The sequence below is a fragment of the Heyndrickxia sp. FW510-T9 genome (assembly GCF_058781025.1).
The window spans coordinates 1-13404 of record NZ_JBYSWK010000034.1 but is presented as its reverse complement, the minus strand read 5'-3'; the positions used below and the strand labels follow the sequence as shown (position 1 = coordinate 13404).

7 protein-coding genes are annotated in these 13404 nt (G+C 29.5%); all 7 read left to right on the top strand.

The genetic code is table 11. From position 1 onward, the window contains the following. Positions 1-65 precede the first annotated feature (65 nt). The 7 genes from AC3WJF_RS15975 to AC3WJF_RS15945 all read left to right on the top strand — a co-directional run bounded on the left by AC3WJF_RS15975 (position 66) and on the right by AC3WJF_RS15945 (position 13218). Positions 66-2588: a CDP-glycerol glycerophosphotransferase family protein gene (locus AC3WJF_RS15975; protein ID WP_492453986.1), complete on the top strand. Its 2523-nt coding sequence runs from the start codon at positions 66-68 to the stop codon at positions 2586-2588. A 251-nt stretch (positions 2589-2839) separates the two neighbouring features. Continuing rightward, positions 2840-4498 (top strand): teichoic acids export ABC transporter ATP-binding subunit TagH, encoded by a 1659-nt coding sequence (gene tagH / locus AC3WJF_RS15970; RefSeq protein ID WP_492453947.1) that lies wholly within the window; start codon positions 2840-2842, stop codon positions 4496-4498. Positions 4499-5023: 525 nt separating this feature from the next. Beyond that, positions 5024-5908, top strand: a complete 885-nt coding sequence (gene galU, locus AC3WJF_RS15965; RefSeq protein ID WP_492453945.1) for a UTP--glucose-1-phosphate uridylyltransferase GalU — start codon at positions 5024-5026, stop codon at positions 5906-5908. A 148-nt stretch (positions 5909-6056) separates the two neighbouring features. Further along, positions 6057-7223 carry a glycosyltransferase family 2 protein gene (locus AC3WJF_RS15960; protein ID WP_492453943.1) on the top strand — a complete coding sequence of 389 codons (1167 nt, stop codon included), beginning with the start codon at positions 6057-6059 and terminating at the stop codon, positions 7221-7223. Positions 7224-7271: 48 nt separating this feature from the next. Continuing rightward, positions 7272-8939 (top strand): CDP-glycerol glycerophosphotransferase family protein, encoded by a 1668-nt coding sequence (locus tag AC3WJF_RS15955; RefSeq protein ID WP_492453941.1) that lies wholly within the window; start codon positions 7272-7274, stop codon positions 8937-8939. A 56-nt stretch (positions 8940-8995) separates the two neighbouring features. Further along, positions 8996-11137 (top strand): CDP-glycerol glycerophosphotransferase family protein, encoded by a 2142-nt coding sequence (locus AC3WJF_RS15950; protein WP_492453939.1) that lies wholly within the window; start codon positions 8996-8998, stop codon positions 11135-11137. A gap of 11 nt (positions 11138-11148) precedes the next feature. Then, on the top strand, positions 11149-13218 hold the full coding sequence (locus AC3WJF_RS15945) for a DUF6270 domain-containing protein (RefSeq protein WP_492453937.1): 2070 nt from the start codon (positions 11149-11151) through the stop codon (positions 13216-13218). The last annotated feature ends 186 nt before the right edge of the window (positions 13219-13404 follow it).

The following is a 13404-nucleotide window of genomic DNA, read 5'->3' as shown; positions in this document are numbered from 1 at the left end:
TCGTTCTGTTAGGGGGGAAGAGATTGAAAATCACTATTCTACCTAGAAAAATCAAGACGGCCATCATGCATTTCGCTAGACCTTTTGTGATGATGAGAAGAAATGCGGCTTTTAAAAGAATAATTATGTACACTCGGTATTTGGAGAAGTTAAAAGTAGAAGATCATGTTATTCTATATGAATCATTTCATGGGAAAGGAATGATAGATAGTCCTTATGCTATATTTAAAAAGCTGGTTCATGATCCGAAATACAGTCATTATAAACATGTTTGGGCTTTAAATAACTCGGAAAATCTACATGCGGACCTTTATAAGGAGTACCATAATATAGAATTTGTGAAAGTCCACAGTAATGCATATTTAAAATACTTAGCATCAGCAAAATTTTTAATCAATAATACAACGTTTCCACCATATTTCCAAAAAAAAACTGGCCAAATTTATGCAAATACATGGCATGGCACACCATTAAAAACACTAGGCAAAGATATGAAGGGAGAGTTAGGGCAACATAAAAATATCCAGCGGAATTTTTTGCATGCCGACTATTTATTGAATCCGAACAAGTATACGGCAGATTCATTAGTCCAGTCGCATGATTTAGAGGGTTTATATAATGGAATGATTGTCCATGAAGGATATCCTCGGATAGATCTAACACTTAATGCGAATAAAGCGGATGTAATAGCAATTCTATCGCAAATAGTGAAAATAGATTCTTCAAAAAAAACGATTCTTTACGCTCCAACTTGGCGTGGAGAAGTGAATAGTGTAGCTGATACGAAGGAGGAAATTCAAAGTATAATTACGGAGTTATACGAAAGGATTCCAGATGAATATCAGTTGCTATTAAAGGTGCATACTCTTGTATACGAAAATATCAAAGAGTATAAGCAATTGAAAGGTATTTGTATTCCAGAATGGGTAGATACGAATGAACTTTTATCAATAGTCGATATATTAATTACGGATTATTCTAGTATCTTTTTTGATTATTTAATAACAAAGAAACCAATCATTTATTTTATGTATGACCGCGATCAATACGAATTGGAACGTGGTTTATACATTGATCTAGATCAACTCCCAGGACCAATTTGTACGGATCTTGATGAAGTAGTGGGTGAAATACATCATGCCGAAGCCCATTTCTCTTTTTATGAAGAAAAATATCAAAAGGCTTTAAATAAATTTTGCTCACATGATGATGGTCATGCTACTGAACGGATCATAGATATTATATTTAATAAAAAAGTAACTAAGCATTGCTACCAATTACGAAATGGAAAAGCCAATATTTTATTATATTGCGGAGGATTTTTGAATAATGGGATTACAACTTCGGTAATAAACCTATTAAATAATATAGATTACACTAAATATAATGTAGCGGTAATAGATAAAGGTAGTTATGATAGTGTATCTGCAGAAAACTTTCGGAAGCTAAATCCTAATGTGAAAAAGTTTTACAGAGTGGGCAGTATGAATACGACAATCGTAGAATCACTTAAACATTTTTATCTATTAAAAAAAGGTTTGCTGAACGAATCTCTGCATACCTTAATCCCAAAAACACTATATCAAAGAGAATTGCACAGACTGTTTGGTAACGTCCAACTTGATATCGTCATTGATTTTAGTGGTTATGTCCCGTTCTGGAGTCTCCTATTTGCATTTGGAAATGCGAAGCGAAAAGTCATCTATCAGCACAATGATATGAGGGCAGAATATGATAAAAAAATAAATAATAACTATAAGCATAGAACGAACCTAAATCTTATCTTTCCTATTTATCAATACTTTCACAAAATTGTATCTGTTGCTGAGCATACTAGAGAAATAAATAAAGAAAATTTAAAAAAATATATTCCAAGCGAAAAAGCTGCCTATGTTCACAATTGCATAAATCCAGAGAAAGTTCTAGAACAAATAGAAGAAAAAGAAGTTTTAAGTATTTCCGTGAATGACTACCTCATTATGAATAACATATTAAAGCACGGGGTCCTCCACTTCAAAGGAATTAGTATGCCATTAGCAGAAAATATAAACTTTGTCCATATGGGAAGACTCTCTCCCGAAAAGGATCAAAAAAAGCTGATTAAAGCTTTTGCAAAGATAGTGGATATATATGAAAATGGAAGACTCTATATAATTGGAGAAGGTGTCTTAGAATCGCAACTAAAAGCACTCGTTATTCAATTGGGTCTGGAAGGAAAAGTGATTTTCACTGGTCAACTATCAAATCCATTTCAACTCATGCATAACTGTGACTGTTTCATCCTATCCTCCAACCATGAAGGCCAGCCAATGGTATTACTCGAAGCTCTAATTTTAAACATACCAATCATCTCAACAGATATCCCAGGATCACGAAGTATATTACAGAATGGCTACGGTGAACTAGTAGACAACTCAGAAGAAGGCTTAATACTCGGTATGGAAAAATTCATAATGAACCAAATTCTAACAAAAAAATTTGATTATCAAAAATATAATAATGAAGCTTTGGAAATGTTTTATGAAATCGTTTGTGGTGAAATGGATAGAAAGCAAATCCAACCTCTTGAGATGGAAATTTACGGTTAGAATAAATATATTTTCATCTGTACTCTAGTTGATATTTCTATAACTTTAATATATTTTTATATTACCGTTATTTATTTAGGCTGATTCATATAAATTGTTGCTTTTCACTCTACTAGCAAAATACTAAAACAGTATAGTTTGGGTTCATTTTTTTTCTTAAGGAGGTTTTTCATTCTAAACCTAATTAAGGATGCTTAAAAGCTAAAAAAGCAACTAAGTTTAAGAAAAGGGCCTTTATTTGAGGAGAAAATATGAGTGCTTCCGTAATTTTTAGAAACGTAACAAAAAAATACAAAATGTATAAAAAAACATCGGATAAGATACTGGATATAGTTTTACCAAATGGTTATGGTGAAGACTTCTTTGCTTTACAGAACATCTCCTTTACTGCAAGTCCGGGGGATGTCATCGGGATAATAGGGGTAAATGGTGCTGGAAAATCTACTCTATCTAATTTAATATCCGGTATTATTCCTCCAACTTCAGGTAACCTAGAAATAAATGGTGAAACCTCGCTAATAGCAATCTCATCCGGGTTAAACAATGAATTAACAGGTAGAGAAAATATAGAATTAAAATGTTTAATGCTTGGATATAGTAAAAAACAAATTAGAGAAATCACACCTTCTATAATTGAATTCGCTGACATAGGAAAATTTATTGATCAGCCGGTAAAGAAATATTCCAGCGGTATGAAATCTAGGCTTGGATTTGCTGTTTCTGTCACGATTAACCCAGACATACTCGTTATTGATGAAGCATTGTCTGTAGGAGATCAAACTTTTACAGATAAATGTTTAGATAAAATGAATGAATTTAAAGATGCTGGAAAAACGATATTTTTTATTAGCCATTCAATTAGTCAGGTGAAAAAATTCTGTAATAAAGCATTATGGTTAGAAGCTGGGGAAGTAAAGGAATATGGCTCAATTAAAGAAGTAATGCCAAATTACGAGAAGTTTTTAAAAAAATTTAAAGCAATGTCCAAAGAAGAACAGAAGAATTTTAAACAAATGATATTAGAAAAAAGAAATAGCGAAAAGAAGGCAGAGATTGAACAAGGACCGGAACCTGAAAATAGTGAGGAATATCCAGTCGAAAACTCTGATTATTATACGACGAGAGCGACCAAAAAAAGACTAAATAGGAAATCAAAATTACCAAAAATTTTAATTAGTTTCTGTATTTTGTTACTACTAGTTGCTGGAGCTTACGCTTTTCAAAATAGAAGTAAGCAAGTTGCTGGATCGAAAAAGAAGGCTAATCAGCAAGTAGAGGTTACTAAAAAACATCCGAAAGTAAATAATTCAAAACAAAAACAGGATATTCCCAAGAAAATAGATACTGTGTATCTCAATGTAAGTTCTGCCCATATTCATAGTGAACCAAGTCTAACGAGTTCAGATATTAGCATGACTTCATTCGGTGATGCATTTGAAATTTTGGATACGAAACCCGACGAGACTGATAATGTTGATTGGTATAAAATCCAAAATAGTGATGGAAAAGAAGGCTGGATCAGCAGTGGTGTTGTAACGAAGATTTCTGAGCCTATGGAAGATGAAAAAATCTTGCCCATTTTGAATGAAAAAATCTTACCAAATCAAAACACTAGTGAACTAGTGAAAGTATTAGGTAAAACAAAAGACGAAATGACAACAGAAAATACTCCGGATGGAAACGTTGAATTTGCATATAATAATGAGGATATTTGTAATGAAATTATTATAAGTCCCAATCAATTATATGTAGATAATGTGACGGAGGGATTGGGTAATCCCCAAATAGAAGTCCAAGATAAAGCTATTTTGTACCACGGCACAAAATATGACTTTATATTTTATTATTCTGATTCAAATCAAGTTACTAGATTGTATATTAATAAACTACCTGATGCTAGTGAAAATTAAATTACGTCTATTTTATTTACAAAATGGGAACCATCTTATGCTTAAGATGAGGTTCCCTATTTTTTTGAAGTATCCAAGAATAAGCTATCTAAAAATGATGTCTCTCCTACTATTGTCGATTTTTGGTGTTTTATATCCATTAATAAAAAAGAACTTTAGTGACATTCTATTGTTTCATTATTAATGTTAAAAAGCAGAAGGATTAGGCTGATTTGATGCGAATGTTAGCACATTATGGTATAATTGTATGAAGATTTATCATAAAAATGTAAATCTCACCAAATTATACTGTAAAACAATCAAATTTGACAGTATTCGACAAAATACATCTATTTATCTTGCAGAAATACAATGATAATATAGTACTATATTAATTCGAATAACTAATAAAAATTAATAATGCTTATTATATGAAAATAGATGTCTAATAAAAGATCATGTCGATTGTGGTTTTTTATTAGATATTTATTTTGTTTACTTAAATAGATTAATATAGAGTTTTTGGATTTTGAGGGGGAAGTATAATTGAAAAAAGTAAGAAAAGCTATTATACCAGCTGCAGGATTAGGGACAAGATTTTTGCCAGCAACAAAGGCAATGCCAAAAGAAATGTTACCGATAGTGGATAAGCCTACTATTGAGTATATTATTGAAGAGGCCGTTGCTTCAGGTATTGAAGATATTATAATTGTTACTGGAAAAGGAAAACGAGCTATTGAAGATCATTTTGATTATGCTCCTGAGCTTGAACAAAACTTATCAGAAAAAGGTAAATTAGATTTATTAGATAAGGTTCAATATTCATCTGAACTAGCGAATATCCATTATATTCGACAAAAGGAACCAAAAGGTTTAGGACATGCAGTATGGTGTGCACGCAGTTTTATTGGAGATGAACCTTTTGCTGTTCTATTAGGTGATGATATTGTTCAAAGTGATACTCCATGCTTAAGACAGTTAATCGATCAATTTGAAAATACTCGTTCTTCTATTATTGGAGTGCAACAAGTGCCTGATAATGAAACTCATCGTTATGGAATTATTGATCCTTCTACACAAGAAGGGAGACGCTACCAAGTTAATAATTTCGTTGAAAAGCCTAAGCAAGGTACTGCGCCATCCAATTTAGCGATTATGGGACGTTATATTTTAACACCAGAGATTTTTCTTTGTTTAGAAAAACAAGAGACAGGTGCAGGCGGAGAAATTCAACTTACAGACGCAATTCAAAAGTTAAATGAAATACAACGAGTGTTTGCTTATGATTTTGAAGGAAAGAGATTTGACGTGGGAGAGAAGTTAGGGTTTGTTAAAACAACAATAGAGTTCGCATTGCAGCGTGAAGAGCTTCGAAATGAAGTCTTGAAATTCATGAAGGAATTCATGGGAAATGAAAAGTCGTTAGTTTAAAGAATCATCTATTTTATTATTGCTAAGATTTTTACTCTAAATAGATTGATAGACATTAATTAATGTATAACCCTAAATTATAAAATTCTATCTTCACTCTAACATCAATAAATTATATTACGAAATATTAAAAAGGTGGGTAAGTAGGGTGGAACAACCATATATATCTGTAATATTGCCTGTTTACAATGTAGTGAATTATGTAGAGGAAACATTTAATTCTTTACTTAATCAAAATATTGGATTCGAACATTTGGAGATAATTTTTGTCGATGATTGTTCAACAGATGGGACAATTGAGATACTTAGAAATTATAAAAAAAAGTATTCTAACGTAAAACTAATTGAGTTACCTACAAATTCCGGGGCACCTGGAAAACCCAGAAACATAGGTATCGACAAAGCAACAGGAAAATACACTATATTTTTGGATCCAGATGATTATATCCCAGCAGATGCTTATAAAAAATTATATACTTTAGCCGAAAAACTAGATTCCGATTTTGTCATGGGAACAATGGAAAGTTTTAGTGATAGCGATCCAAAGAGAAAAACTAGGGTTCATTTAACCTTCCGAGATTATTTAATGAAAAAGAGTTATTACAATGTGTCGATCAAGGAAGTTCCTTTCTTTTTACAAGTTAAGACAGCAATTATTATAAAGCTAGTCAAAACTTCATTTATTAGAAAACATAAAATAAGATTTATTGAAGGAATGAAAAATGGAGAAGATAAATATTATGATATTCAGCTCTTTACTTTAGCTGAAAAATTCAGCTTTATCCCTGACTCTGTTTATCTGTACAGAACACGTGATGATCAAGAAAATCGTTCTATGACACAACAAGATATGAAACCATCTATTTTAAATGATTGTAAATCAGCTAGAATCATAAAACCTTTATTATCAATTGAACAATATGAAGTTTTCTTAATAAATGCATTAAGGTCAATATTTTGGAAGCTAATTGATCCAGAGTTTAATAATTTGCCTTATGAAGAGAGAGTATTAATTTTAGAAGAAATAAGTGATGTTGTTACTGATTATAATCCAGAACTTGTTCACAAATATTTTAATTTAGAATTACCTATTGTTAGCTTACTAAATAGAGGTTATATTGAACTTGCTATGGAATACACACAAATGCATATTTCTCGTAAGTTCTGGTATATTGAAGGTAATAAATTACTCAAGATATATAGAAAGCAATTAGGATTTATAAATAGTAAGTCATGGAAAATTAGTAGACCATTAAGGGTATTGAATAATAAAACTAGACGAATCATTAAAAAAGTAAAACTATCAATTAATTAATAATTGATATCTACAAAAATGAATGTCTAAAATGGTGGATGAGTTAATATGATAAACGCAAATTTAATAGCTTTGAAAAGTAAAAGGAATTTGATATTTGGGGAAATTTTTTGCGACTCTGAAACTGCTAACTATAAAGTAGTTAATTTTGTATTATTACAAAGAAATAGTTCAAATAAAAAAATATATAAATTTCCCGTCAAATTTGAAAAAAAGAATAATATTTTCTTCGAAGTAGATGTAAATTATGTAGATTGGCAACCATATTATTGGGATGCTTATATAGAAGTGGAAATTAACAATAAGATAGATCTTATCCGTGTTAAGGTTAAAAATAGTAAAATAAGATTTAAGATGAATCTATTGCCTTTTATTAAGTCTATAAATATTAGTCAAGGTTATCATTTATTTCCTTATATCACCTTTCATGGATCCCTTTCTTTTACATATAAGGAAAAAAAGTTTTATGAGACAAAACAATACCAGTGGAGATGGCTATTCGCTTTGTTGATATATTTTTTATTAAAACCTTATTGGGCATCAAAAAAACTATGGATTGGTTTTGAAAAAAATTCAGCTAGAGCACAAGACAATGGGTTTGCTTTTTTTCAATATTGCTATAAAAATAAAAAACATTCTAATTTTTACTATGTAATTCAAGAAGATTCTTCAGATATCAAATATTTAGATGGAATGGAAGATAGAGTCTTAAAATTTATGAGTTTTAAATATATGGTTTATCTTTTAGCATCTACATTGTTAATATCATCTGAAACTAAAGCCCATATATATGATATAAAGATTCAGAGAGGATTAATACGTAGGATTATTAATACAAAAAAACAAATATTCCTGCAACATGGTGTTATCGGGTTAAAGAAAGTAGATAATATCTTTCATTATAATAGTAATAATAGAGCAGATTTGTTTATTACATCCTCAGAATATGAAAAAAGTATTATTACAACTCACTTTGGTTATCATGATAATTTAGTAGAAGTAACTGGATTATCTAGATGGGACCAACTTAAAAATGCGTCAACTGGTAAAAATATCCTTGTGATGCCCACTTGGAGATCTTGGATGGATAGTATTTCAGATGACGATTTTATTTTAACAAACTACTATCAAACATATATGAATATGATTGCCTCCGATGAATTAGTTAAAGTAATTGAGGAAAATAACTTATTTGTAACATTTTTACTTCATCCTAAATTCACCCAATATGTGCACCTATTCAAGTCTTTAAATGAGCGGATTACTGTTTGTTGTGATGGATTTACTTCCGTACAAAAGGAAATTGAGAAAGCTGCTTTAATGGTAACTGATTTTTCCAGTGTGGCATGGGATATGTTTTATTTGGGAAAACCTGTTGTTTTTTATCAATTTGATCATAAAGAATATCTTGAAAATCAAGGAAGTTATCTTGATTTTTCTAGTGACTTATTCGGAGAACAGGTTAAAAGCTTAAGAGAACTTATTAATACAGTTCAAGAATATGCAGAGAATGGCTTTAAGGAAAAGGAAATATTTAAGAAGAAACGAAGTAAATATTTCGCATACAATGATCAGAACAATAACGAGCGTATCTTTAACACAATTGTTTTTCACCTACCACGTTTATATAAAAGCGGTTTTGGATTATTTAAAACAATTATGCATAACTTGAAAGGATTAAATAAAAAATCATTTAATTTAAATAAGAATATGTAGAATGAACATATTCTTATTTAATTACTTATGGATAGATAGCAAAAGGAGAGTTACTAATGCGTTTGAGTCTAGTATTGTTACCAGAGTGTTTCTCCTTATTTAACAAGGAAAATGAATTGTTCGAAATTGTTAAGTTAATTAAAGATAGGCAGAATATTGAACTTATTATTCTGGGAAATGATAAGTTAGAAAATAAGGAATCAATTGTGGGTAAGAATATTTCAGTCATACCTAAACATGATTTTGGATTAAGAAATATAGGATCAGAATATGTTTTATTTATTGATAGACCGGTTAGTTTTACTCATTCATTTTTTGATGTAATAATATCAGCGATTGAAAATAACAAAGAATATGATTTTTTTCAGCTCTTAACAAAAGAAAAAAGTGAACACAGACAAGAAGAAAATAAAGTTGATGAAATGGAATATGAAGATATCACATCAATGAAAGTAATAAAGAAAATGGTTTTGGAAAATTACGACTTAAAAAACTTTGGCAATATTACAACACTAACACTAACTGAATTATATTTTGACCTATTTCTATTAAATGAATTCAAGTATGAAATAATTGATAGTGCTTATTTCAGTGAATCGAATGTTCAAGATAAAGAGTTTATTATTTCAGTAGGGCAAAATATTCGTTATCTTCTAGATTCAAAAGCAGGAATGTATCAACATAATTTTATGATACTTTATAAAAAGGCTTTACTCGTAAAATTATTTCATTTAATTGATAATCGTATTTTTGTTGATTTACTACCATATGACAAACAAGAGTCTATTTTAAATATATTAAAGGAATCCTTATTATATGTAGACAATGGGCTATTAGAAAATTGGAAATTAAATGTATATATTCCTTTTACGGAAATGGTTCGGGAAGGTTTGTATGTTGAGGGGCTCTATTATATAAAATTATTACGAGGAAAGCGTTACTGGTATAATACAACAAAAGAGTTGGAAGGGAAAATAAAACATTATCCTATTGAAGATTCCTTGTCTTGGAAAGTAACAACTCCTCTACGCAAAATCATTATGTGGAAACAAAAGATAAAAAATATAGCTATAAAATGGAGAGTGCAGTTATTAAGTATTCCTGTTAAGTTAAAGTTTAGCAGAAAAGAAGTTTGGTTAGTTAGTGAAAGAGCAGACCAAGCAGAAGATAATGGCTATAATTTTTTTAAATATTGTCGTGAAAAACATCCTGAAAAACCTATATATTATATTATTAATGACGATTCCCCACACGTTGAAAAAGTAAAGGAATTAGGTAATGTTATCTATCATTCTAGTTTAAAGCACTGGATCTTTATGTTAGTAGCAAAAAAATATATTAGTGCCTGGGTATTTGAAGAAACTTCTTATCCAGAACCAGAACTCAATTTTAAGGAAATATTTGGGGATGTTGTTGAGAAAAGGCAGCAAATTACACTTCAACATGGTGTTATAATTCATAACATTGCACCATATTTAAACAAAGACTTATACCATCAATCACTCTTCATAGCAAGTTCAAATGCTGAAAAAGAAGTGATCAAGAATACATTAGGGTATAACAATGAAGAAGTTGTTGTAACGGGATTAAGTAGATTTGACAACTTACATGATATAAAAGTTAAAAAACAGATATTAATTATGCCGACATGGAGACGTTCTCTTTATAGATTAAATCAAAGTGAATTTCTTCGTTCAGATTATTTTTACCGTTACTATCATCTAATACGTAATGAACAATTTCTAAAATTAATTGAACAAGAAGATATTGATGTGAAGTTTTACATTCACAATCAAATGCAGAAGTTTATGGATGAATTTGTATTCGATCACCCTAATATAGAATTTCTTACACAACAAAACTCAGTAGTATCGGAATTGTTAAAAGAAAGTGCTTTATTAATAACGGATTATTCATCTGTAATGGCTGATTTTTTATATATGGAAAAACCAACGCTTTTATTTCAATTTGATCCGTATAATAATCATCATGGTCCTGTTAAAGAAATTAATTATAAAGATTTCGGTGAAATAATGACTGATGAGGATTCATTAGTAGAAAAAATTCATAGTGTAATTAAACGTAAGTTTGTTATTGAAGATAAATACAAAAAAAACTCAGATAAATTCTTTCTATATAAAGACGATAAAAATAGTGAGAGAATATTTAGAGCTATTGAAAAGTTAAGTATTAAATAAGGGGTGTATTAATGAAAACACTATCTGTTAGTGAATTTTCTTATGAAAATGAAACAGGACAAGTGTATATGCAAGTCCAGATTTCAGGGGATTCTGGCAGTCAGAACAACTTTTTTCTAATTAATTATGATGTCCCAAAGTATGTACCTCCAATTAAGATTCCTATTCAGCAAAATCAAATTGATAGCCAATATGTGTTATTAGATTTTAATTTAGATAGGATGTTCAATTCTACCAATATTTCACATAATAGTACATGGTATTTAATTTGTGTTGAGAATGAAAAGGAATATCAATGTAAGATTGACCAATTGGAATTTGGTTATTATTATTTTAAAGAAAAAAGATCATATAAAATAAAGCCATATTTAACAAAAAAAAATACAGTTGCTTTTTATATACGTGAATTAGAAGTTAGTGCAATCATATATGATATTGAATATACATTAGGCACCTTAAAAGGTACACTACAATATAACATTGAAAACATGAATATTGATAATTCAATGGTGAGTCTAGGAGTTAAAAATAGAGATAATGACTTGATGCAGGTTATAGATAGTATTGTCACTCCTTCTATTAAAAATCAAAATATTATATTTGAATTACCATTATCTAAACAACTTATAGATTTAATTAATGGTGATGTGCTTGATCTTATATTAATTGTTAAAAGTGCAAATTTTGAAACATATCAACTAATTAAAGTACAAGTCAGTGCTGAAAGTAAGTTTGATTACTTTACATGTGAAAAAAACGAATTCTATCTAATAAAACCATATATAACAAAAAATGAAACTTTATCAATTTATGTGAAAAGAAAAAATATTGTTGCTAGAGTAAGTGACGTAACTTTCAATGAAAGCAATGGTGAAATTAGTTTGGAAGGTTTTATATCACTTGAAGAAAATAATGTCGATAAAGTAGATTATAAAGCGGTAGCTTGCGTATTAAAGCAACGTAATCCTGTTGGAACATCCAACCCTTATTTTGTGGAAAAATCAATTCCACTTGATATAGTTGGAAATATTTATTCAGCTGAATATTCACTGAATGAAGTTTTCCCTATTGATCAAGCATTTATAGGAAGTATTTGGGATGTGTTTATACGAATTCAAGGGAATAATAATGTAGAAGATTTTCCTGTAAAATTTATTGATGGCTATAAAAGTAAGAATTATGAATATTATAAGTTTAATTCATCAACTCCTGCAAAAAAAATTAAACCATATGTTACAGGATCCCATGGTTTATCCTTATTTATTTCAGATACAAAAGAAGTGAAAAAAAATTCAGTAAAAGTTGCAGTTCTGGGTACTTGTTATAGTAGAAACCCATTTAATTCAATGCCATATTTTAACCCAGAATATAAAGATTTGTATCAGGTAGTTTTTTTACAATTTCATTCTTCTTTAATTAGTCTTACATCTGAACCAGTTTCATTAAAAAAAGAAGATATTGGTGAGATAGAAGATAAATTTTTGCCATTTGTACAAAGGGACTTTAATAAAACATTCTTTGAAGATTTAAAACGTTCATCTCCAGATTATTTTATTTTAGATTTAGATATAGACGCTACTCATAATCTTGTTAAAATAAATGATAATCAAATTGTTACTTTAAATTATATGTTAGCTAAAACAAATTTTTTAACAAACAACCAGAATGAAGTAACTTATATACTGCATCATAATGATTTTGAGTTTTTTGAGATGTGGAAAAAATCAGCTGATGCATTTATATCCAAATTAACCGAAATAATACCTGAAGAAAAAATTATTCTTAACTCTGGAAGGTATGCCCAAAAATATTTAGATTCAAAACGCAATATTCAAGATTTTCCGAATTTGAATTGGATAAGGCAACGTAATGAGTTATGGGAAAAAATGGACCATTATTTTTTGGTGAAATTACCGAAAGCTCAAAATATTGATTTAACAAGATCTAATTTTATCGGTGATGAACTATATCCATTTGGAAACAAGGCTGAACCACCTCATTATGAGTCGGGATATTATAAAGAGTTTTTGCGCCAATTAAACATGATTGTGCTCAGTAATTTCATTGATGAAAGATATTAATACTTGTATAAGATTAATAATGTAAGCTAACTAACATAGTGTAAGCAAATATAATTAATTTATATAAAAGAGGTCTCTTTTATGAGACCTTTCTATTGTAAAGTGACAGAGCAATATAAACATAATATTATCTATTTGGAAGAAATCTGTTTTCTAAATTCATTAAGTCTAAAGAATGTTTTATGA

Bases quoted from the DNA above. Each gene is read 5' to 3' on its own strand.
- AC3WJF_RS15975 (WP_492453986.1), top strand. From the start codon at position 66: ATGCATTTCGCTAGACCTTTTGTGATGATGAGAAGAAATGCGGCTTTT.
- tagH (WP_492453947.1), top strand. From the start codon at position 2,840: ATGAGTGCTTCCGTAATTTTTAGAAACGTAACAAAAAAATACAAAATG.
- AC3WJF_RS15955 (WP_492453941.1), top strand. From the start codon at position 7,272: ATGATAAACGCAAATTTAATAGCTTTGAAAAGTAAAAGGAATTTGATA.
- AC3WJF_RS15950 (WP_492453939.1), top strand. From the start codon at position 8,996: ATGCGTTTGAGTCTAGTATTGTTACCAGAGTGTTTCTCCTTATTTAAC.
- AC3WJF_RS15945 (WP_492453937.1), top strand. From the start codon at position 11,149: ATGAAAACACTATCTGTTAGTGAATTTTCTTATGAAAATGAAACAGGA.